This is a genomic window from Pseudofrankia saprophytica, from assembly GCF_000235425.2.
Lineage (GTDB): Bacteria > Actinomycetota > Actinomycetes > Frankiales > Frankiaceae > Pseudofrankia > Pseudofrankia saprophytica.
The window spans coordinates 3,315,722-3,337,615 of record NZ_KI912266.1; the positions used below are offsets into that span (position 1 = coordinate 3,315,722).

The following is a 21,894-nucleotide window of genomic DNA, read 5'->3' on the forward strand; positions in this document are numbered from 1 at the left end:
CGAGAAGCGCGGTAGGAGCGAGAACCACCATGGCCACATCCCCGGCCCCGTCGGCACCGTCCGTAACCAGCGTCGAACTCGAGATCGGCGGGATGACCTGTGCCTCGTGCGCGATGCGGATCGAGAAGAAGCTCAACAAGCTCGACGGCGTCGCGGCGTCGGTCAACTACGCCACCGAAAAGGCCAAGACCACCGTGCCGACGGGCTATGACCCGCAGCTCCTGATCGCCGAGGTCGAGAAGGCCGGCTACACCGCGAAGCTGCCCACACCGCCGAAGGCTGCCAACGGCTCCGCAGACGCCGCGCAGGAACAGCCCGACCACGAGCTGCTCACACTACGGAACCGGTTGGCCGGGACCGTGGCGTTGACCGTCCCGGTCATCGTGCTCGCCATGGTGCCCGCGCTGCAGTTCACCTCCTGGCAGTGGGCCTCTCTCGCGCTGGCCTGGCCAGTGATCATCTGGGCGGCGTGGCCGTTCCATCGAGCGGCGTGGACCAACCTGCGGCACGGCGCTGCCACGATGGACACCCTCGTCTCGATCGGCACCCTCGCGGCGTTCGTCTGGTCGTTGTACGCCCTGTTCTGGGGCACCGCTGGCACTCCAGGGATGAAGCACGGCTTCGAACTCTCCGTGACCCCGACCGACGGCGCCGCCAACATCTACCTTGAGGTCGCCACCGGCGTGACGATGTTCGTACTCGCCGGCCGCTACTTCGAGAAGCGGTCCAAGCGCCAGGCCGGCGCCGCGCTACGGGCCCTGCTCGAACTCGGCGCCAAGGACGTCGCGGTGCTGCGGGACGGAGTCGAGAGCAGGGTCCCGGTCGAGGACCTGGCGGTGGGCGACGAGTTCGTCGTCCGCCCCGGGGAGAAGATCGCAACCGACGGAGTCGTCGTCCTGGGAACCTCGGCGATCGACCTGTCGATGCTCACCGGCGAGTCCGTGCCGGCCGAGGTCGGCGAGGGCGACACCGTCACCGGTGCCACCGTGAACGCCGGCGGCCGTCTGGTCGTGCGCGCCACCCGGGTCGGCGCCGACACCCAGCTGGCCCAGATGGCCAGGCTGGTCGAGGACGCCCAGTCCGGCAAGGCGGAGGTCCAGCGGCTGGCTGACCGGGTGGCTGGCGTCTTCGTACCGGTCGTGATCGCCATTGCCGTGGCGGTCCTTGGAGCCTGGCTCGGCGCCGGGTTCCCCGCGGCCGCCGCGTTCACCGCCGCCGTGGCCGTGCTGATCATCGCCTGCCCGTGCGCCCTGGGACTGGCCACCCCGACCGCGCTGCTCGTCGGCACCGGCCGCGGCGCCCAGCTGGGAGTGCTCATCAAGGGCCCCGAGGTCCTGGAATCCACCCGCCGGATCGACACCGTCGTTCTCGACAAGACCGGCACCGTGACCACCGGAAAGATGACGCTCGTCGAGGTGGTCACCGCTGACGGCGTGGACCGGGCCGAGCTGCTACGCCTGGCCGGCGCCCTTGAGAACGCCTCCGAGCACCCCATCGCGCAGGCGATCGCGAAGAGCGCCACCCAGCAGGTCGGCGACCTGCCGACGCCGGAGGACTTCGCGAACATCGAAGGCAAGGGCGTTCAGGGCGTCGTCGAGGGCCATGCCGTGCTCGTCGGCCGCCAGTCCCTGCTCTCCGACTGGTCGCAGCACCTCACCGCCGAACTGGTCGAGCGCAAGGCCCACTTCGAGCAGGCTGGAAGAACCGTTGTCGCGGTCGGCTGGGACGGGGAGGCCCGCGGCCTGCTGGCCGTGGCCGACCAGGTCAAGCCGACCAGCCGCGAGGCGATCAACCAGTTCAAGGCACTCGGCTTGGCGCCAGTGCTGCTCACCGGCGACAACCGGACGGTGGCCGACCAGATAGCCGCCGAGGTCGGCATCGATCAGGTCATCGCCGAGGTCCTGCCCGCCGACAAGGTCGACGTGGTCAGGCGGCTCCAGTCCGAGGGCAGGGTCGTCGCGATGGTCGGCGATGGCGTCAACGACGCCGCCGCGCTGGCCCAGGCCGATCTGGGCCTGGCGATGGGCACCGGTACCGACGTCGCGATCGAGGCCGCCGACATCACCCTGGTACGCGGCGACCTGCGCAGCGCCGCCGACGCCATCCGGCTCTCCCGTCGAACCCTCGGCACGATCAGGACGAACCTGTTCTGGGCCTTCGCCTACAACATCGTGGCGATCCCGCTCGCCGCCCTCGGCCTGCTCAACCCGATGCTCGCCGGCGCCGCGATGGCGTTCTCCAGCGTCTTCGTCGTCGGCAACAGCCTGCGCCTGCGCTCCTTCACCAGCCAGGCGTTGGACAGCGCACCCTCGACGAACGCACCGCGCACGGACTCACCGCGCCTCGCCAACGCGTGACAACACGACACCGGCCCCGCTCCCAACAACGGGGCTGGTGGAAGATATTGACGGGCCGTCGCCGTCGCCGTCTTCGCCGGCAGCGGCGAGGGGCTGACCCGCAGCCGTGGCCGCCGTGTGAGGCGAGTGTTGCCCGGGGCTGGCCACGAGCGACGGGCCGGCCCCGAGGCACCCATGAATGCCTCGGGGACGGTCAGCCGCGTTTCATCAACCGGCCGACCGCGGCCATCATCTCGGTCGCCATCTCGTCGGCACGTCCCTCGGCGGCACCCTCGTGCATGCAGTGGCGGGCGTGTCCGTCGAGCAGGCCGAGCGCCACCTTGTCGAGCGCCGCCTGGATGGCGGATATCTGGGTGAGCACATCGATGCAGTACCGGTCGTCGTCGACCATGTTCTGGACGCCGCGCACCTGCCCCTCGATGCGGCGCAGGCGCGACTGCAGTTGGTCCTTGGTGGCGGTGTAACCGCGGACCGTGGCGGGTGTCTCCATGGATCGACGGTATAACCCCCCGGGGGTATTTTCACCTGTGAGAGTAGAGAGGTGCTCCTACCGGCGACAAGGTCTTGCCCTGGCGAGCACGTCGACGTGGTCGTGGCCGACACGCTGGATCGGTTGGCGGCGACTGAGGCTGGGCGGATGCGGGTGCTGGGCATGCTGCGCGACGCGGGGGTACGGCTCCTGATCGCCCGGGATGGGATCGACACCGGCGACTGGATCGGCGCTGGGCTGGTCGACTCCCTGATCGGCCCGCCCGTGGTGGGCAAGGCCCGTGCGGCGGCGTCCTGGTGAGCGGCGAGAACGGCTGGCCGGCGGCGCGGCCACATGCCCATGTCGTCCAACCGCCGCTCGTTAGGGCAGATCCGCATCCCCGCCGAGATTTGCGATCATTCGTCGCAGGACGTTGAGTGCGGCGACGTACTCCGACGTTGCGATGCCATCGTGGATTTGCGCCAGCGCCTGGTGGCTACGGTCGGCGGCCCGGGTCCGCCCCGCTTCTCCGTCCTCAGTGAGACCGAAGGTGCCTGCCTGTGTCTGAGTCATCCAGCCGCGCTCGAGCAGATCGTCGATGACGCCGTCAAAATCACTGCCGAGATCGTCGAACGGTGACAGCCGTTGGATCAGATGCGTGCGATCCCACTTGCCAGGAGCGCCCGCGACATGGTTGAGGATCCACCAATGCGGCTGGGTGAGCCCCTCGACCGCCAGATCCGCGCGGATCCGGCCGACAACTCTGCGGTAGGTCTCGCCGCTCCAGTACCCGATCGGCTGCGCCGCCAGCACCTCGTCGGGATACCCCTTGATGCCCGGGACCATGACAGTCCTTCCCTCCGGCGCGTGGCAATGCGTCCTGGCCGGATAGCAACATTCCGACGTCAGGCGATCACGCTAGAACTTCAACCGAACTTGAGGTCAAGGGCATACCGGTCTGGAAAAAGGTACAGGAAGTCCGCGACGATCTTGGCGCGCACTTGGCGCACACCGCTGAGTCGGGTTATCCGATCTTCGGTGATGCTTTACCTCTCGGTCCTACCTGCCGCTTGGCGGCCTGCGCCGGGCTTCAGTTCTGGTCGTGGGTTCGGGGTCGCTTGGCGGCGTGGCCGCCGTGTGCGGGGGGTGGCGGCGTCGGGCGGGGTGGCCTGCCCCTGCTCCTGAGGTGCGAGGGCCTTGGCCTGGGGCGGAGCAGCCCGGGTGGTCTTTGCTCTCCCGCGCGCAGCGCACGGCGTCTTGTGACCGTATCTGCCGCCCGGGTCCTCCCGGCCAGCCCGCATCGACCCGCACCCCGGCCTGCCGTGATCTGTCTCTACCCCAGGACCAGACCTGATCGCTGTACGCTGGGCGGCGTTGCGCCATGGGTCCTCGGCGTTTCTCGGCTTTCCGAATGCATCGGCCGGGTCGTTGCGCCAGACCCCGCACGGTAAGGAAATTCCAAAGGTCCTGTCCGCGGTCCGACATGATATCGATATCGACGGGCATGCGCGGCGAGGCGACGGCGTGCCAATATTGTTTGCGGCGGGGAACGCTCGCTGGCGACCAGGCCGTCGCCGCGACGGCCTGGTCGCGTGGCGGTCCTGTACCAGTGAGTTGTTCTCCGTCCCGCCCGAGCCGGCCGTGATGTTTGAGGCGGCGCGTGGAGGCCCGGGCTCCCGGTGACGCTTGAAGTGAAAGAGGTATCTCGGGATGAAGACCTGGAGAAAATCTAGGCCGGCCGTGGAACGACGGCGCCGAAGGGTTACCGGGCGGCTCGCGGCGCTCGTAGCGGCGATGGCGGGTTCAATGGCCGCCGTGGTCGTGTTCGCAGGTCAGGCCAACGCCATCGTGACTCCGCCGGACGACCCGCCGCCGTCTAACCCCGTCCAGTACTCGCTGATCAGCGATGTGAACGGCCAGTGCCTCGACGTTTATAAACTCTCGGATGGCACGTACGGCTACTGGACGACTCGCCAGTGCAACGGATCCTCCTCGCAGAAGTTCCAGACCATATATGGCAGTGGGTACGCTAGCGTCAGGGACGTCAAAAATCAGGCTTGTATGATGATGTATACCAATTCGTTCGTTTCCGGGTATGATTGCGACGGTTCGATTAGCGTGCGGTGGACGCCGGTGTCTGGACCCAACGGGTCGACGCAGTGGCGCAGCCAATATAACGGTCTGTGTCTGGGCATACCCGTGCCAGCGGGAAGTGAATTCCGGCCCGAAGGCCGGTCCTGCACCGATACGAGCACCTACTGGCACTTCGGCTAGGCTAGGCCGCGCCTCGCAATCAAGGTTTCTGGATAGTTTCATAATCGATGGCCGGTCGGCATGAGATCACCGGCATCGCGTGGGCGCGGATTAAGGCACTATTGCCAAGCACCCGCCCACGCGGTGTCGGTGATTCGATCACGGCAAGGTCCCGGCCGAACCGAGCATCCGTGAAATGTCTGTGGGCCGTTTGCCTTGATGGCGCGAGAGAAGAGCGGTTTTCGCGCGCCATGCGGCGGGCCGTCAGCGGGCCGAAGCCAGCCGGGACTCGAGCGCGGCATCTCTCACCGACACGGCCTTAAGTGTCCCAGATCGACTGTCAACCATGTCCTGGGACGGAAACGTTGAGCATCACCTGAGACTCGACAATCTTCGTTGGGAGTGTCTGATCGCGGGTGTAAGTGGCCTGGCCGTGGCAACCGAGTGGATCTTGGTGGGATGGGCGGATGGTATTCTCGGCAGCACACCTTCAAGAATCGGTCAATAGGCAAAGAGGAAAAGATGAAGATAATTGATAAACTCGCGTGGATTCGGATTGAAGAAAAGAGAATACTTAGTACGCGATCGAAAGGCAAGGATGCCTATTATATTCCTGGCGGCAAACGAGAAGGTGCTGAGACGGACCGGGAAGCGCTGCAGCGGGAAATTACTGAGGAACTTTGCGTGAGACTTCTTTCTGAGACGATGGAGCTCGCAGGAGTATTTGAAGCACAAGCTCACGGAAAATCCGAGGGCGTTATTGTAAGGATGACTTGTTACCGGGCGGAATATGATGGCGAGCTGGCGCCGAGCAGTGAAATCGAAGAGATGGTCTGGCTTGACTACTCTGGGCGGGAGAAGTCGTCGCTAGTGGATCAGATCATATTCGACTGGCTTCGAGACCGTGGGGAGCTCTGAAATCCCTTTCCTGTGAGGCGGTCATTTAACTTGACGGAACAACGGTGCAACTCCCCTCCGACTCGAACCCCCATGGTTGTGGCCTTGCGAGTTCGACGTCCCCGGCGCCAGTTTGTCTCCTGGTGCCCCAGCCTGGTCGACGCTGTTGTCGGCTGCGACCACGCCGGCGATCTGATGTCGGCGGGTTCGCGGTCTCGTTGTTCGGGTGGCTCTTGTGCCGGGGGAGTCGTCCGGGCGGTGTTCTGGGCTGGGGGAGTGGGTCAGGGGCCGTTGCGGGCTGGTGGGCCGGTGAGGAGGACGTCGTCAGCCAGGCGGCGCAGTGCCCGATACCGGTCGGCGACCTGCGGGATGGATGTGGCGTCGCGGTGGATGCGTAGTTCTCGTAGGAGCAGGGCCGCGATGTTGAATCTGAACGCTGTGTGGTCGGTGGCGTGGGCGGTGATGTGTGCTTGGGCGGCTGGGTGGTCCATGTGGGTGAGCCAGAGTAGGGCGTGGTCGTAGCCGGGGAGTCGTAGGCCGGCGTATTCCCAGTCCAGGAGCGCGGCCTCGGTGTCCGTGGTGAGGGTGTTGGTCAGGAGCAGGTCGCCGTGGCTGAAGACGTGCGGGGTCGAGGTGAAGGTGGCGGCCCAGTCCTGCAGGGTGCTGGTCGGTGCGCCGATTTCGGCGGCGGTGGCGAGGTCGCTGGGGGTCAGCGGCGGTCGGCGGTGGTCGGCGGCGAACGTCGTTGCGCCGGGCCAGGTTGCGAGCGCGTTGGCGGCGGTGAGGACGGATTCGAGAATGGGCGGCGTGATGTTTTTGGGATATCGGCTGGTGGCGGCTGGGTTGCCGGGTAGGTGTTCGATGAGCAGCAGGCCGGGAGTCGGCGGGGCGAGTAGTCGGGGTGTGCGGACCGGCGGTGGGTCGGCGGCGAATCGCGTGTAGGCGCGTGCTTCGGCGTCGTGGTGGCGCTGCCATCTCGCGTCCCCGGCCGTGAGGATCTTCAACACGGATGCGGAGCCGTGGTAGTCGGCAGCGACCAGCACCGCTTTGCCGGTGGTGTGCAGCAGGCGGCGTAGGACCAGCCCGGGGTAGTGGTTGTGGACGTCGGTGAGCGCCTGGTCAGAGACGGCCGGTGGCAACCAGGCGGGGCGGCCGGCCGCGCGGGTCATGCTCGGCAGGCGCCGGGTGCTCACAGGTTGATCTCCCAGCCGCCGCGGTTGGCGAGGTGCTCCTTGGCGGACATCGGTCGGTCTACCGTTGTCGGTGACAGTCGCGGTTGTACCTACGATGGCGCCAGACTGCAGTTGCAAGGCCGATGACCGTCCACTTCGGACAGGACGCCGATGGTCAGCCAGGAACAGGACGGCGGGACGCGGACGAGCGTCAGCGACACACCTGACCCAGTTGTACGCCAGCCGGCTCTCACGCTGGCGGTCCTCGTGACCTGCCAGCTGATGATTTCAATGGATAGCGGCGTCATCGCCATTGCCTTTCCCAGTATCACGTCTGGTCTGGGCTCCGAGTTCACCGGCGTGGCCTGGGTTTTCGGCGCATGCTCGCTGGTCTACGGGGGGCTGTTGCTGGTCGGCGGCCGGGCTGGGGACATCCTTGGTCGGAAACGGATGTTCATGTGGGGGGTGAGCATCATGGTGGCCGCGTGCGTCCTGGGTGGGCTCGCGCCCGAGATCTGGGTGCTGATCACTGCGCGGGCGCTGCAGGGCGTCGGGTTCGCCCTCGCGGGGCCGGCCGCGCTGTCCCTGATCGTCACGGGCTTCGCACCGGGCCTTGAGCGGACCCGGGCGCTGGGCGTGTCCTGCATGGTCACCGGCCTCGGCCTCCCGCTCGGTCTGGTCCTCGGCGGTCTGCTCACCATGGTGAGCTGGCGGTTGGTCTTCTTCGTCAACGTGCCGATCGGCGTGGTGACCATCCTGATCGCCCGCCGCCACCTCACCGAGGCGCGACGCCATCCCGCCCGCTTCGACCTGCTCGGCGCGCTCACCTCGACCATGAGCATGGTCTGCATCGTCTACGCCTGCATCCATGCGTCTTCTGCCGGCTGGACCGCCGCCAGCACCCGCGGCCTGTTCGCGGTGGGGGCGCTCCTGTTCGCGGGGTTCCTGCTCATCGAACGCGGGGCCGCCCAGCCGATCGTGCCGCTGCGCCGGTTGCCCCGCCACGGCCGCGTCGGGGCTCTTCTCGCGTTCGTGCTGCTCATGGCCGCCCTGGCCGATGTGTTCGTCCTGCTGTCGGAGTACCTGGGAGGTGTGCGCCTGCAGAGACCGCTGGTCACCGCTCTCGGCCTCCTGCCGCTGACGGCCGCGCAGGTGCTCACCGCTCGTGCGGCGGCGGTCAGGCTGATCCCCCGGTTCGGCCGGAGGAACGTCGTGGTGACCGGCGCCGTGCTGATGCTCGCCGGGGCTGTCTGGCTGGCCGTGGGGGGCCGGACCTACTCCTATGCATCGTCGCTGCTCGGGCCGCTCCTTCTGTTGGGCGCTGGGCTCGGCCTTTCCTTCGTCGCGCTCACCATGACTGTGTTGGACGGGCTGGAGCCACGGGAGATCGGCGCGGCGTCGGGCCTGTTGCAGGCAGCTCAACAGGTGGGCCTGTCGCTGGGGGTGGCCATCATGACGACGGCCTACTCGCGGACCATCGAGTACCACTCGGTCGAGGAGAGCCTGGCCGCGGCCTTTCTCACCGCGGTCGAACTCACCGGCGCAGCGCTGCTCGTCATCGCGCTCGTCATCAGGGCCCCTGGGCCCGCGCAGGCCCCGACAGGACACTGACCGGTCGGCGGGGCTCGTACGCCGAAGTCTTCCACGCTGCCAGATCAGGACTTCGTCACCGTCAGCGCGAACGACATGCCCGCACGTCGGCGTGCGTGCGCCTGCCCTCTGCACTCGCTCGAGCCCTCCTGTGGCGCAGGCGCGGTAGGCGACCCGTTCGGGATGGTGCGGAGAAATCCAGTCGTGTTGTCCACGCCGTTGACGATGTCGCTCGGCCATAATGATCATGGCTGGCTGGAAGCTGGGCCATGGGCACGAACGGGAAGTTGACGGAAGTCGAGTAAAGGCCCCGACACACGGATGACCTGGGTCGGCCGCCATCGAGCGCTGGTGTGATCAGGGCCCGGTGCGCGTAAGGCGCACGCATGCCCGGCACGCGCTTCTCATCTGGCCTCGATTCACAGCACCGAACGGTGGGGTGCAGTGTGCCAAAACTCGATTCGGGGCGTGACCTGGGGTTTCGCTGTTCGGTCAGGCGGCCGGTAGTGCTCGTTGATCACACCTCCGAGGACCTTGCGGCGGCGGATCGGGCGGTCGAAAGGTACGACGGTGGCCGGCTCGTGGTTCGGTGGGCGCTGGCAGGTAGCGCACCAGTCGCTGCCGCGGTGTTCGGATGCTCGGCCTCAGGGAGCCGCGCGGTGTCGGCGACGATGCGTTCTTCGATGGCGATCGCCTCGGCAGTCCGTCCGGCCTGCCGATACGAGGCGGCGAGGTTGCCACGCGCCCGCAGCGTGTCCGGATGCTGGTCCCCGAGCAGCCGTCCGGCGTCGGCCACGACCCGCTCTTCCAGGGCGATCGCCTCGCCGGTCCGCCCCGCCCGCCCATAGGAGGCCGCGAGGTTGGCCCGCGCGATCAGCGTGGACGGGTGTTCGTCGCCGAGCAGCCGCGCGCGGTCGGCGACCACCCGCTCCTCGAGGCCGATCGCCTCGGCCGTCCGCCCGGCCCGTCCATACGACGCGGCGAGGTTCCCGCGGGCGATCAGCGTGTCCGGGTGCTCGTCGCCGAGCAGCCGTACGGTGTCGGCGATCACCTTCTCCTCTATCAGGATCGCTTCACCGGTCCGCCCCGCCTCCCGATACGACGCGGCGAGGTTGGCACGGGCGATCAGCGTGTCCGGGTCCTCGTCCCCCAGGAGCCGCCCGGCGTCGGCGACCACCCGCTCCTCAAGCACGATCGCCTCGCCGGTCCGCCCCGCCCGCCCGTACGACGTCGCGAGGTTGACCCGAGCGATCAGCGTGGACGGGTGCTCGTCGCCGAGTAGCCGCGCGGTGTCGGCAACCACCCGCTCCAGCAAGCTGATCGCCTCGTCCGTCCGCCCCGCCTCCTCGAAGGGGCAGGCGAGGTGGCCGCGGGCGATCAGCGTGGACGGGTGCTCGTCGCCGAGCTGCCGTGCGGTGTCGGCGACCACCTGTTCCAGCAGGCTGATCGCCTCGTCGATCCGTCCCGCCTGCCCGTATGCGAAGGCTAGGTTGCCGCGGGCAAGCTGCGTGTCCGGGTGCTCGGCCCCGAGCAGCCGGGTCGCCTTACCGGTCAGGTGGTGCCAGTAGACGACGGTGGCGGTGTGCAGCCCGGCGCGCAGCAGGCTGAGACCGGCCCGGTACAGCAGGGGGTGGCCGTCGGGATGCCAGAGCTGGTCGCCGGCGTGGGCGGCGAGGGTGGTGGTGTTGGCGCGGAGCGCGGCGACGAGTTCGGTGGTGGCGTAGTCGTCGGCGGGCCACAGCGTGAGCAGAGCATCGGCGGCGGTGTGGGCGACCGCGGCCGGGTCGGCGAGGGTTTCGCGGGCGGCGCGGGCGGTCAGGGCATGGATCCGTACCGCGCGGGCGGAGTCGGCGGGCGTGTGGGTGAGCAGGCCGTAGCGGTGTAGCAGCCGCAGGGTCTTGCGTGCCTGGTCGGCGGTGACGGGCGGGCCGCCGGTGCCGGCGCGATGAGCGGTCAGATACCTGGTGACGGCGGGCGCGGCCCACAGGGCGTCGGGATGGCCGGCGGGGTCGAGCAACGCGGCCAGGGCCAGGGCGAGCCGGGCCAACCCGGCAGGGGCGGCCGTGTCGGCGGCGTCCAGGGCGAGCAGGAGGGTGACGGCCACCGGCCGGCCGTAGCCGTCGGGGTCGATATCCGGGGGCATCAGCTCGGCCAGTCGGCCGTCGGCGGCGGCGTAGCGGGCCAGGTAGGCCGTACACCCCTCCTCCTGGCCGATCATGTAGGCGGCGGCGTGCGACAGCGCCAACGGCAGATGCCCCACCGCGACAGCCAGGTCAGCCGCGGCACCGTCGAACAGCTCGCCCTTGCCGGCGTCACCGAGCCGCCCAGCCAGATACGCCGCGGACTCCGCTGGGCGGTACACGTCGATGTCGACCTGGTGGCGGCCCGCGCTGACCAGCGTCGGATCGTCACGCAGCCGGGTGGTCGCCAGCGTCCAGCCGTCCGGGCGGTGCGGAGGCCACCAGCCGGCCAGCGCCGCCGGGTCGGTGACGTCGTCGAGAACAACCAGCCAGGACCGGTCGGTGGTATGCAGCCATTCCAACAACGCGGCAGCGTCCCCGGCCGGATCGCCGCCGCCCGCTCCGGGCGCCTCCACCCGCGCCGCCGCCCGGGCATAGGTCGTGATCACCTCGTCGGCGCTGGCCGCGTCCGCCCACACGACCAGGTCCGTGCAGCTCTCGGCGGCGTGGCAGGCGAACCATGCCGCCAGCTGCGACTTCCCGACCCCACCCCCACCGGCCAACACCCGCGTCCCCGTCCCCGCCCCGCCGCGTCCCGTCGTCGCGCCCTGAGCCGCGACGACGTCCTGATCATGCGGTCGGGCAGCCAGGATCCGGTCCCGTAGCGCATGCCGGGGCTGGAACGCCGACGCCAACGCCGGAGGCCGCCCCACCAGTACCGGCCAGGACGGCGCCGGCGCCGCACACGGATGGTGATGGTGCTCGACGGTCAGATCACCCATGACCCCCGAGTTGGCGATACCACCACGGTCGGCCGACGCCTGCCCGGAATCCGTGACCGTGGCCGCCTCCGACGCCACGGGAGGTGACGCTCGGTCAGCCATCACGACCAGGGCCCCGCTGGACGCCGGTATTGGCCACGGATCCAGGCCCGTCCGCGAACGTGTCACCTGTCCGCGCGACCTGTACCGGCCGACCGGCGTCCAGGGCCTGCAGCCCGGTATTGGCCTGCCCACCGCCCGCGGCACGGGCACTGCCCGTGTCCTCGGCCCGGTTCGGCTCAGCCGCCGGCGTGCCTCCGGGCCAGGGCAGCAGATACGGCGCACCCAACGCGCTGAGCGCCAGCACCGCTCCGATGCTGCTGGCCAGTTTGTCCGCCTCGTCGAGCCCGACCATGGCGAGATAGACGACCAGCGCCCCGACGATCACACCGAACACGATGCGCCCGGCCCATACCCACCGCCAACTCCGACGAGGCATGCCAACCGCCCTCAAAAGATCAGATCTTGGTGATCGGCGCCAGTCTACGAGTAAGGATTTCCTGGTCTTGTAGTACGGCAGTGACCCCTCGGCGGTGCATTCGCCAACCGCTGTCGTCGACAGGCGCTGTCGCCCAAGAATGCACCCACTCGGGTTAGCGCATTGCGCCTCCTGCCCGTTTATCGGCAAGAGTACTAATCTTCCCGAACGTGCCGATTTGCTGAACTCGACCGTGGGAGATCCTGAGACTCATTCCAGGCGCCTGTACCACGGGTCCTCGACGAACAGCTGCCCGCCGCCCGCCACATCGACGTCCGGTACGCCAACAACAAGATCGAAGCTGACCATCGCCGGCTCAAAGCCCGGCTGCGGCCGATGCGAGGGCTGAAGCGGCTGCGCTCCGTCCAGATCGTCAGCTCCGGGCACGCCTCCGTTCAAAACGTCCGCCGCGGACACTACGAAGTCGGCACCGACGCCGAACCCCACCGCCGGCTTGCCGAGACGTTCATCGAGCTCGCTCTGGTGCTCTGACCAGGGCAGCAACCCGCATCCGCCAGGCCTTGCCGCGGCCGAACGCAACAGCGCGCGCCGAACTCGTCCAGGCCATGTGATCGTCGCACTGGCGGCGGCTCCGCGTGCCCGGCTCCACGCAACGCAACAGCCCCGCCGGGTCTACCCGGCTCCACGCCCAGCGCCCGGTCCTGCCGGGCGAGGGCCGGACGCTGGAAGGGCCATGATCGGTCCCGGCGGCGGTGACCACCCTGACCAGGGCGGATGCCATGGTCGGCAGGCACAGCGCTACGGGGGGTATGCTCTGCGCCGCGGGTTGCCCGATATCGACCGGGGTATTCAATATCGTGTCCGGTTTGCTCATGGTCGATCCTGCCGAGGTCTTTTATCACACAGGGAGGCGACGGGATGACAGCGATCGACCTGAACCAGATCGCGGTTGAGTCCATGCGGCACCAGAACGGCTACGCATGGGCCATCGACACCCGCGACTGGGATTTCTTTCGGACGTTGTTCACGCCCGACGTCGTCGCGGTCTATCCGACCGGAACCTACAGGGGAATCGCCAGCTGGCTTGACTTCTTCATCCCGTTCCACGACAGCTGCGCCTGGACCCTGCACGTAATGACCAACCATCTGGTGGGTGCCGACGACAACGGCGTGTGGGCCAGCTGCTACGGCTGGGTGCAGTGGGTCTACCAGGCCAAGCAGGACCGGATCAACCGCGCCGCTGTCGTCTACCGCGACAGGCTTGTGTACCACGACGGTGCCTGGCGCATCGCGCGCCGCCGGCTCGACCAGGTCCTGAGCGAAGCGGGCACGTCAATCCCGGCGGGCCTGAAACTCCCGAACTCCGTCCTGGACTTCGCGGACCTCTCCTGAAGCCTGATCCGGTTCAAGCCTCATACCTGAGCTTTGGAGCGATCCCGATCTCGAAGAGTCTCGGGATCGACAAGACGAGCTTGGGAAGCGGGTGAAAAAGGCGAAGAACGCGGGCGAGGGCGAACAGAAGCGTGTAGGGCCGAGTGGTCGATGCGTCGGGTCTGTTGCGCTGGTCGGAGGCGGGGTCGCGGTCGACGCCCAGGCTGATCGGATGATGGCTCGCTGCCTTCGTCGTCCACCGGCTCCGGTCTCGGAGTTCGCTGGGTTCCGGTTCCTGCCCGGGGTGATCACGCTCGTGGTCCGGTGGTACCTGCGGTTCGCGCTCTCGTTCCGGGACGTCGAGGAACTCCTGGCCGAGCGTGGCATCGACGTCGACCACGTGCCGATTTTCAGGTGGGTGCAGCGGTGCACGCCGTTGCTGGTCGAGGCGGCCCGGCCGTGCCGGCGCCGTCCGGGTAGTAGGTGGTTCGTCGACGAGACCTATGTCGAGATCGCCGGGCGTTGGGCGTACCTGTACCGGGCCGTTGACCAGCATGGGCAGGTCATCGACGTGCTCGTCAGCGAGCGGCGCGACCAGGTCGCGGCGCGTAGGTTCTTCATCCGGGCGCTGGGCCACGGCCGTAAGCCGGTCGAGGTCACCACCGACAAGGCGCCCGTCTACCCGAGGGTTCTCGACGAGCTGCTTCCCGAGGCCTGCCACGTCGACGCCGCTCGGGAAAACAACCGCATCGAATCGGACCACAGCCGGCTCAAGGCCCGGCTGCGACCGATGCGCGGTCTCAAACGCCTGCGCTCCGCCCAGACGATCAGCGCCGGACACTCCCTGGTTCAGAACATCCGCCGCGGACCCTACGAACTCGCCACCGACGCCGAGCCACGACTGCGGCTGCGGTCGCGTTCACCGAACTCGCCCGCGCCGTCTGATCACCAGGCCGGCGGCGGCTCCGCACGTCCGGCTCCTCACTACGCAACAGGCCCCGCCTCTCACCCTCGGTCCTCGCCGCTCGACGAGCGAATGGAGATCCACGAGCCGGCGACATCTGCCCCCGGCCGGGGTCGGTAGCATCGCCGCATGGCTTTTCGGGTTGGCGCGGCCTTTGTCGAGCGGGTCGAGGAGCAGAGTTTTCGTGCCTCCGCCAGAACACTCGCCGGCGATGAGGAATTCGTCGCTCGCCGCATCGACCCGCTGCCGGGCGGGTTTCTTGACCGGGCGACGATGACCTTCGAGTTCTCCAACCACAGCTGGATCGTCCGCGTGGACGGCCTGACCGTGCTCGTCGACCCGTGCAACGGCAACGGCCGCCAGCGGGGAGTCCCGCCATTCGACAATCTCGACCAGCCGTACCTCGAACGACTCGCCGCCGCCGGCGCGCCGGCCGACACGATCGACGTCGTCTTCTGCACACATCTGCACAACGACCACTGCGGCTGGAACACGATGAAGGTCGACGGGAGATGGGTACCCACCTTCCCGAACGCCCGGTACTTCTTCGTCGATGCCGAGTACCGGCGTTGGGACACCAGCTCCGCGTACCGCCATCCCAACGACTTCAACGTCTCGGTGTTCGACGAGTGTGTACGTCCGATTGCCGAGGCCGGTCAGGCCACGATCGTCCCCGCGACGTACGCGATCTCCGCGAGCCTCTCGGTGGAGCCGGCGGCCGGGCACACGGCCGGCCACGCGATGCTCCGCCTGGAGTCCGGGGGCGAGCGCGCCTACTTCACCGGCGACGCGTTTCACCACCCAGCCCAGGTGTCCAGGCCCGAGCTGCACCTGCCGGGCTGCGACGACCTCCCGGCGGCCATCGAGACCCGCTGGGCACTGGTGCGCAGACTGCGGGCTGAGGGGGCACTCCTGTTCCCGGCGCACTTCTCCGCGCCGCATCACGGACATGTGGACCTCGACGGCGACGAGTTCGTCTTCGTACCCGGCGGTGCCCCCAGCAGCTAGACCCGCCTGCCGCACGCGCGGAAGACGGGTCTAGTAGGTCCTCGCCTGCAGGGCGCTGCCGCCGTCGACGGGGAGGATGACGCCGGTGATGTAGGACGCCTCGTCGGAAGCCAGGAAGACGGCGGCGTTGGCGATGTCCCAGGCCGTCCCCTGGCGGCCCATCGGTACCTGGGTGGCTCTGGCGGCGGCGACCTCGTCTCGGTCACGTCCCGTCGCCTCGACGACCCGGTCGACGCCAATCGGTGTGTCGATCATTCCTGGGACGATCGCGTTGACCCGGATGCCATGTGGTGCGTACTCGAGCGCCAGCCCGCGGGTAAGCGCGTTCACGCCGTTCTTTCCGATCGAGTAGGGGTTCGCGCCGGCCAGGAGCCCGGCGAGCGACGAGATGTTGAGAACGACGCCGTGCCCCTGGGCGCGCATGACAGGCAGGAACTGCCGGCAGACCAGCCACAGGCCGGTGAGGTTGATCGAGAGCCCGCGTTCCCAGTCGTCGAGGCTGGTCGCCTCGGTCCCCGCGGCCACGACCGCGCCGACGTTGTTGTGGAGGATATCGACGCGACCGAACGCCTCGGTGGCGGCACGCACGATGGTTTCGCAGTCCGCCGGCCGGGTGATGTCGGCGCTGTGAGCCAGGCCGTACCCGCCTTCGGCACGCAGCTGGGCGACGGTTTCTTCGGCCGCGTTCAGGTCGCGGTCGACGACGAGCACACGCGCGCCCTCCCGGGCGAACGCGACCGCTGTGGCGCGGCCGTTGCCGATGGTGGCGCCGGGACGCTGCCCGCCCCCGACGACGATGGCGGTCTTACCGGCGAGCCGGTTCATCCTCAACTGCCTCCTTCGTGGGTGCCGTCGGCGCTGCGCGCTGGCGGGCAGCCGCGGTGATCGACGGCTATTGGTCGCCACCGCGCAGCGTCATGACGCTCTGGTGGGCGAGTTCGACAAGCGTGATCTGATCGGCCACGCCGACGGTCCGGCGACGTCGAGCATGATGCCGAGGTCCTTGCGCGGCAGCGATCCGGCGCCGCGCAGCCCGGTGGTGTCAAAGCCGGATCGGGCCGGCGTGACGACGGCCAAACCGCCGCCGCCGCGAGGTTGTCCCGGGAGCGCCCGGCTGTCCCGGGACGTCCCGGGACAAACCCGCGGAGCGGCGGTGGTTGGGCTGGGTTGTAGCTTGCGGTTTCGGTTGCCCTGCTCAGTTCTTGATCGGTTCTGTTCAGTCCTCGATCGGCGACTGGCCAAGCGGCGTGTAGGTGGTCGGCTGGCCCTTGTCGTCGAGTGTGGTGACCAGACCGCCGCGCACGCAGACGGCGGGTAGCGCCGGACTGGCCTTGCCGTTGCAGCGGTAGCGCATGCCGCCGGCGCCGGGCAGGTCCTTCTCCGGCATCTTCTTGAGCGCCGCGGCGATGCCCGCCGGGGTGAGGTCGTTCGGCGAGATCCCATCGAGGGCGTCACGGAAGCCGGCCATCGAGGAGAACATACCGATCGCGACGCCGTTGCCGGTGTCGATGTTGCTGCCGTACGTCTCCGAGACGGCCTTGAACAGTTTGATCGACGGGTCATCGTCGTCGCCGAGCGGCGATGCGGCGCCGATGGTCATGCCCTTCAGGAAGCTGCCGGGGACCGCCTTGCGGGACGAGTCGCCGAGGCACTGGGTGATGCTGGCCGTGATGCCCTTGTAGCCGACGGCGTTCAGGGCGTTGAAGGCGGCGATGCAGAACGGCTCGCCGCCGACGACGAAGACGAGGCCGGTGCCGTCGGTCGCGATGCGCTGGGCCTGCGGCGTCATGTCGGCCTGGTCCGGCGGGACGGTGACCAGCTGGAGCTCGACGCCAGCTGCCTTGTAGATCGCGGGTGCCTGGTTCTGGTAGATGTCCACGGCGGCCGGGATGTCGATCACGATCGCCGAGACCTTCTTGACGCCCTTCTCCTTGGCAAGGCCGGCCGGCATGCCGAGCGCGCCGAAGACCGCGTCGGCGAGGACGTGCGCATTGGGATCGGTGAGTACCTTGTTGCTGCTCGCGCCATAGAAGAACATCGGCAGTTTCGCGTCGTGCAGCGGCTGCCAGATGGCGTCCGGGAAGGCCGGGCCGCCCATGACGACGGCCGCGACGTTGTCCTCGACCATGCGGTTGCCGCAGTCCGCGGCCTTCGCGGGGTCACCCAGGTCCTCGCACTTGACGAGTTGGATGGGCCGGCCGCCGAGCCCGCCCTGGCGCTCGTTGATCCACTTCACGGTCGCGTCGGCCACCCGGCCCTCGACGGAGGCGTCGCTGCCCGGGTACTTACCATCGGAAACCATTCCGATCTTGATCGGCTCACCCTTGGCCGGGTTCATGGCGCCGAGAACCTTGTCGCCGCTGGCCGGGGCCGAGCCCGGCGCGTTCGGAGCGGTGTTCTTGTCGCCGCCTCCGCCGCAGCCGGCGGCGAGGAACGTGACGGCTGCCAGCGGCACCGCTAACAGCGCCAGCGCGGAGCGTTGCCTCTCTCGTCTGAGCGCGATGCTGACCCCAGCAATTCCGATGTGCGGCATTGTCATCCCCATCTAGCGGTCTTGTGTGGTGGAGGAGCGGAGTGCGGCTCGCAGGCAATTTCGGCCGCACCGTATTGACTCGCGCGGACAATGGGCTGCTTCGTCGTCAGATCGACGTGGAACCGGCCTCGATGCTCACAGCGAACGAGCGCAACATCCAGGCGAGGGTCTCGTACGCGCCGACAGTAAAAATTACGTCCATGAGATGCTGGACGTCGAGCGCCGCCGCGAGGACCACCCACGTACTGTCGCGAATAGCGCCGTCGGCGACCAGTTCGTCGACGGCGCGCAGCAGGGCAGCTTCAAGCGGATCCCAGCACGGCGCGCCTGGGCCTCGGGCGATGCCTGCGATCTCGTCATCGTTCACGCCGGCATCCCGGGCCATGAAGACGTGTTCCGCCCACACATAGGAGGACTGTCGCAGCGTCGCGACCCGGAGGATGAGAATCTCCCGCTGCCGCTCCGACAACGTGGTCGTCAGCAAAGCGTGGGCATTGAAGGTAAAGAATGCCCGGGCGAGCACAGGATGATGCGCAAGATCCCCAGCATGTTGAGTGGTACAGGCTTGCCCTCGGACTTTGGTAGTGGATGACGCGGCGCCGGCGGCAACAGGGCGGTCATGGCTGCGCGCATCTCCTGTGTCCATGCACGCGGCGCGATGGGACCGATGCGGTCCATGCAGGTTGTCCTTTCTCCGGCGAGCGCGGGGCCGCTGGTCTCCACCCAGGTCCGCGGCCGAGTCGTCGCCGATCATCGCTACGAACTCCTGCCCCGGTGCCGCGTACCCGGGCCTCAGCCGCTGGTGGGTCGGCTGCGGTTCGGCCGACCCGCCAGCCGGACAACTCCGGCCACCCAGTCACGACGATGGCGCGACCGTGTTGCCGCGAGTTGCGGTTCTGCGGGCCGGTCAGCCTGCGTCCCTGGAAACACGAATGATTTTCGTTCGTCCATCTCGCCGATCGCCGGGGATTTCAAGGACGGACTACCTATGCCCGAGGCGCGCGACAACCGGCGGTAGATCGAATACCGTGCGGATGCCAGATTCGGCCTCCACGACGTCGGGGACCGAGTTCACGGCCGGGGTCGCGGTGTATCCGGCGAGGTGCTCGGAGTACCCCTCGTCCGTCCTTCCGTACGTCACACGGACCTGCATGGGCGCGTCGCCCTTGGTAGTGAAAAGCCAGCCCTCGCCGGTGATGTTCCAGTCCTTGTCGAGACGCGGTGTGCAGAACCAATGAGCTCGGAAGGTCAGAAACGGCTTGCCGTTGCGCAGGCCGGCGACCGTGATCCGCTGCGCCGCCATCGTACCCTTCTCGATGACGGAGCCGTCCGAAAGCGTGTACGGCTCGGTGGCGCGCGCGATATCCCCCCGTACTTCGAAGCCGTCAAGTGGCAGGCCAATCGCGTCGGCAAACGCGGTGAGTGACTGCCGGTAGCCCTCGGCGGTGCCCTGCAACAACCGCGGGTCCATCGTGTCCTGGTGAACCGGCGCGCCGAAGCGCATGACTTTGGTGATCATGTCGGGTCCCACCGAGGCCGGGATATCGGCGTACTCGTCGATGGTGAGTTCGTCGAGCCTTCGCATGGGGTAGACGAGCGTCATTGGCATCGTGGTCGTGCTGAAGCCAGGACTGCTGCCGGTCGCATGGATCGACGTGCCGCCCTGCTGGCAGGCCTGCTCGACGCGCTGTCGGATGGTTGGATCCATCGCCGCCGCATAGAAGAACTCGCTGCGGGTGGTGACGATGTTGATACCGGAGCTCAGCAGCCGCGTCACATCGTCGAGGTCGAAGCCCTCCTGCATGTAGAGCACGCAGTCGGGTTTCAGCGCCAGGACGTCCTCGATGTCGCGGGTGGCAAGGATGCCAAGCGGGCTGATTCCGGCCAGTTCGCCGGCATCCTTGCCTTCCTTGTCCTCTGAGTAGACGTAGAGGCCGACCAGCTCCAGGTCCGGATGGTCGACGACACCGCGGATGGCCTTCTTCCCCATCCGGCCGGCGGCCCACTGAACGACACGGTATTTCCTGTCCACACGTTGGGTCGGGTTGGAACCATCGCTGGTCAATGGGGGCTCCCTCGAAGCTGACTCGGCCATCTCGCTGGCCCGACTCTCGACCAGACCCATCAGGAAGCCGAGGTTCTGCATGCTGCGAAGTGTTAGGGGTCATGAACTTGGCGGCGTTCGTTCTTGTGCGCCGGACGGTCGACGGGGCGCGTCGGACGGGGTGAGAGCGAGGACAGCCCGCGCCGAACCCGTCGGCGTTCAACCGCCGCGTCTGGCCCGGCTGATGCCGGAGGCATCGCCGGTGAAAATCGCGTTCTTCACACCTACGCCTCGTTCCCACGATGGTGGCCCGATAAGAGGTTCGCTCGGAGGAGGTGCGGGCTCGGTGCCCTCGTGACAACCATGAGACCTCCCCTTCGCGCCGCGTGGCCAGGAGCTCGCTCGCGGGAGGGCGGCGGAGGCCCTGGTGACGAGAAGTCGATCCCTACCTCTGTCTACCGTCCGGACGGTAGGTAACCTAGGGTGAGTTCAGACCTGTGTCAACGCATCGCGCAAGCTACCTCGCCCGCCCGGGCGCACCGGGTCTGCCTCTGGCGCTGGGAGACCGGTGACGATCGACCGCCACGAGAACGGCCTGCTGGCGTCAGTCCGCGTGTACTGGAGCCTTCCGAACGGTTGCCGGCCGCCGCCGGTCCGAGGCGCGCTCGGCCAGCCGCCGGCCTGGACGCTCGACGACACGGCGGGCGACTCCCCGCATCCGCGGGTTCAAATGATCAAGGCGTCGGGCCCCAGCCCGGATCGCCGGTGCGCTCCTGTTCGTCCGGCGGTTCCTGCCCCTCGCCCGCGCGACGCCACCCTGTGGATTCGCGTGTCGAAACCGTCGGCGGTTCGGCCTGGGCGTCCTCGGCGCTCATAGAATCAAGAAATTTAGCGGAACGGACGGAGGTCCTCAGTGGTGGACGAGCAGGCGCAGGCCCCGTTGCCGGCGAAGTCTCGTAAGGCGCAGATCCTGAAGGCGGCAGGCGACCTGTTCGAGCGGCGCGCCGACCAGGAGGCGTCCATGGAGGCCATTGCGCAACACGTCGGGATTCGCAAGGCGTCGCTGTACTATTACTTCCGCAGCAAGGACGAGCTGCTGGGGCAGATGCAGCAGGAGATGATCGAACCGGTCATCAACGCGCACCAGAGCCGCTTGGGCGAAGGTACCCTTGACCCGCGTGGGCTATTGTTGGCCATGATGACCGACCTGGTTTCTTTGATGGAGACTCATCCCGGCCACATGCGCGTCTACTTCGAGCGCAACCGGGAGCTGCCCGAAGTCATCCGCAGTAAGATCGCCGAGCAGGCCGACCGCTATCGAGGGATGCTCGTCGACGTTCTCAACCGGGGGGTGGCCGAAGGCGCGTTCGCGGTCCCGGCCCCGAACCTGACCGCGCTGGCGATCCTGGGCATGTGCGGCTCGACTTACCAGTGGTACCGCCCTGGCGGGAAGCGCACCGCCCCAGAAATCGCCCAATATTTCTACGACACCATCATGAACGGCATCGGGATCCCCTCTTGACGGGCGGCACGCTACGGGCCTGGCACTACCTGGCGGTGCGGATGGCGGTCCGGGGAGCGCGCCCTAGACCCGACCCGCATGCCCGTCGGCCGTGTCGGGATCTCCTGACGTCCTGCCGATGGCATGCGAATCGACCCCGGCCAACGGCCAGCGTCCCGCGGCGCGTCGAGATCGACCGCCCTCTGGCTGTCCGCTGAGGTCACGACCAGGTCGTGTTCATTGCTATGCCAAAAGTCACTTTGCAATCAAGTCGTGAGCCTAGCTCAGACCACGT

17 protein-coding genes and 2 pseudogenes are annotated in these 21,894 nt (G+C 67.9%); 10 read left to right on the forward strand and 9 right to left on the reverse strand.

All coding sequences use genetic code 11. From position 1 onward, the window contains the following. The first annotated feature begins 29 nt into the window (after positions 1-29). Positions 30-2,357, forward strand: coding sequence for a heavy metal translocating P-type ATPase (locus FRCN3DRAFT_RS0213825; protein ID WP_007507490.1), 2,328 nt, complete (start codon positions 30-32; stop codon positions 2,355-2,357). A gap of 193 nt (positions 2,358-2,550) precedes the next feature. Here FRCN3DRAFT_RS0213825 and FRCN3DRAFT_RS0213830 read toward each other — a convergent pair whose 3' ends face one another. Further along, a complete protein-coding gene (locus FRCN3DRAFT_RS0213830; RefSeq protein ID WP_007507488.1) occupies positions 2,551-2,847 on the reverse strand; it encodes a metal-sensitive transcriptional regulator in 297 nt (98 codons plus the stop codon). Between the two features lie 123 nt (positions 2,848-2,970). Here FRCN3DRAFT_RS0213830 and FRCN3DRAFT_RS44415 point away from each other — a divergent pair, with 123 nt between their 5' ends. Continuing rightward, complete coding sequence (locus FRCN3DRAFT_RS44415) at positions 2,971-3,147, forward strand: hypothetical protein (protein WP_198535971.1); 177 nt, start codon at positions 2,971-2,973, stop codon at positions 3,145-3,147. A gap of 60 nt (positions 3,148-3,207) precedes the next feature. Here FRCN3DRAFT_RS44415 and FRCN3DRAFT_RS0213840 read toward each other — a convergent pair whose 3' ends face one another. After that, positions 3,208-3,672, reverse strand: coding sequence for a hypothetical protein (locus FRCN3DRAFT_RS0213840; protein WP_007507485.1), 465 nt, complete (start codon positions 3,670-3,672; stop codon positions 3,208-3,210). An 864-nt stretch (positions 3,673-4,536) separates the two neighbouring features. Between FRCN3DRAFT_RS0213840 and FRCN3DRAFT_RS54065 the strand changes: the two genes are divergently transcribed. Together FRCN3DRAFT_RS54065 and FRCN3DRAFT_RS51465 are read left to right on the forward strand one after the other, a co-directional pair. Further along, positions 4,537-5,100, forward strand: a complete 564-nt coding sequence (locus tag FRCN3DRAFT_RS54065) for an RICIN domain-containing protein (protein WP_007507483.1) — start codon at positions 4,537-4,539, stop codon at positions 5,098-5,100. A 501-nt stretch (positions 5,101-5,601) separates the two neighbouring features. Continuing rightward, positions 5,602-5,997, forward strand: a complete 396-nt coding sequence (locus tag FRCN3DRAFT_RS51465) for an NUDIX hydrolase (RefSeq protein WP_027140563.1) — start codon at positions 5,602-5,604, stop codon at positions 5,995-5,997. 260 nt (positions 5,998-6,257) lie between these two features. Here the strand turns inward: FRCN3DRAFT_RS51465 and FRCN3DRAFT_RS0213850 are convergent, their stop codons facing one another. Next, positions 6,258-7,169 carry a phosphotransferase gene (locus FRCN3DRAFT_RS0213850; protein ID WP_007507479.1) on the reverse strand — a complete coding sequence of 304 codons (912 nt, stop codon included), beginning with the start codon at positions 7,167-7,169 and terminating at the stop codon, positions 6,258-6,260. A gap of 150 nt (positions 7,170-7,319) precedes the next feature. Here FRCN3DRAFT_RS0213850 and FRCN3DRAFT_RS0213855 point away from each other — a divergent pair, with 150 nt between their 5' ends. Next, positions 7,320-8,759, forward strand: coding sequence for an MFS transporter (locus FRCN3DRAFT_RS0213855; RefSeq protein ID WP_007507477.1), 1,440 nt, complete (start codon positions 7,320-7,322; stop codon positions 8,757-8,759). A gap of 496 nt (positions 8,760-9,255) precedes the next feature. On the opposite strand, the gene FRCN3DRAFT_RS0213860 is transcribed toward FRCN3DRAFT_RS0213855, so the two are convergent. Both FRCN3DRAFT_RS0213860 and FRCN3DRAFT_RS0213865 read right to left on the reverse strand, forming a co-directional pair. After that, the gene (locus tag FRCN3DRAFT_RS0213860) at positions 9,256-11,700 is read right to left on the reverse strand and encodes a tetratricopeptide repeat protein (RefSeq protein ID WP_106410449.1); all 2,445 of its coding nucleotides are present in this window, start codon (positions 11,698-11,700) and stop codon (positions 9,256-9,258) included. Between the two features lie 94 nt (positions 11,701-11,794). Continuing rightward, positions 11,795-12,178: a hypothetical protein gene (locus FRCN3DRAFT_RS0213865; protein ID WP_007507474.1), complete on the reverse strand. Its 384-nt coding sequence runs from the start codon at positions 12,176-12,178 to the stop codon at positions 11,795-11,797. 258 nt (positions 12,179-12,436) lie between these two features. On the opposite strand from FRCN3DRAFT_RS0213865, the pseudogene FRCN3DRAFT_RS50655 reads away from it, so the two are divergent. From FRCN3DRAFT_RS50655 to FRCN3DRAFT_RS0213890, 4 genes and pseudogenes are all read left to right on the forward strand, one after another. Then, positions 12,437-12,709: pseudogene (locus FRCN3DRAFT_RS50655) on the forward strand (DDE-type integrase/transposase/recombinase); the annotation flags it as partial. Positions 12,710-13,096: 387 nt separating this feature from the next. Continuing rightward, the gene (locus FRCN3DRAFT_RS0213880) at positions 13,097-13,570 is read left to right on the forward strand and encodes a nuclear transport factor 2 family protein (RefSeq protein WP_007507470.1); all 474 of its coding nucleotides are present in this window, start codon (positions 13,097-13,099) and stop codon (positions 13,568-13,570) included. Positions 13,571-13,784: 214 nt separating this feature from the next. Next, a pseudogene (locus tag FRCN3DRAFT_RS44425) lies at positions 13,785-14,494 on the forward strand (IS6 family transposase). 148 nt (positions 14,495-14,642) lie between these two features. Continuing rightward, positions 14,643-15,521 (forward strand): MBL fold metallo-hydrolase, encoded by an 879-nt coding sequence (locus FRCN3DRAFT_RS0213890; RefSeq protein WP_007507467.1) that lies wholly within the window; start codon positions 14,643-14,645, stop codon positions 15,519-15,521. A gap of 30 nt (positions 15,522-15,551) precedes the next feature. On the opposite strand, the gene FRCN3DRAFT_RS0213895 is transcribed toward FRCN3DRAFT_RS0213890, so the two are convergent. The 4 genes from FRCN3DRAFT_RS0213895 to FRCN3DRAFT_RS0213915 all read right to left on the reverse strand — a co-directional run bounded on the left by FRCN3DRAFT_RS0213895 (position 15,552) and on the right by FRCN3DRAFT_RS0213915 (position 20,200). Further along, positions 15,552-16,346, reverse strand: coding sequence for an SDR family NAD(P)-dependent oxidoreductase (locus FRCN3DRAFT_RS0213895; protein ID WP_007507465.1), 795 nt, complete (start codon positions 16,344-16,346; stop codon positions 15,552-15,554). Positions 16,347-16,737: 391 nt separating this feature from the next. Further along, on the reverse strand, positions 16,738-18,054 hold the full coding sequence (locus FRCN3DRAFT_RS0213905; RefSeq protein ID WP_007507463.1) for an ABC transporter substrate-binding protein: 1,317 nt from the start codon (positions 18,052-18,054) through the stop codon (positions 16,738-16,740). Positions 18,055-18,160: 106 nt separating this feature from the next. Then, positions 18,161-18,808, reverse strand: coding sequence for a carboxymuconolactone decarboxylase family protein (locus FRCN3DRAFT_RS44430; RefSeq protein ID WP_342435312.1), 648 nt, complete (start codon positions 18,806-18,808; stop codon positions 18,161-18,163). A 228-nt stretch (positions 18,809-19,036) separates the two neighbouring features. Beyond that, positions 19,037-20,200 (reverse strand): NAD(P)H-dependent amine dehydrogenase family protein, encoded by a 1,164-nt coding sequence (locus FRCN3DRAFT_RS0213915; protein ID WP_007507460.1) that lies wholly within the window; start codon positions 20,198-20,200, stop codon positions 19,037-19,039. A gap of 814 nt (positions 20,201-21,014) precedes the next feature. On the opposite strand from FRCN3DRAFT_RS0213915, the gene FRCN3DRAFT_RS0213920 reads away from it, so the two are divergent. Continuing rightward, a complete protein-coding gene (locus FRCN3DRAFT_RS0213920) occupies positions 21,015-21,620 on the forward strand; it encodes a TetR/AcrR family transcriptional regulator (protein ID WP_198939480.1) in 606 nt (201 codons plus the stop codon). The last annotated feature ends 274 nt before the right edge of the window (positions 21,621-21,894 follow it).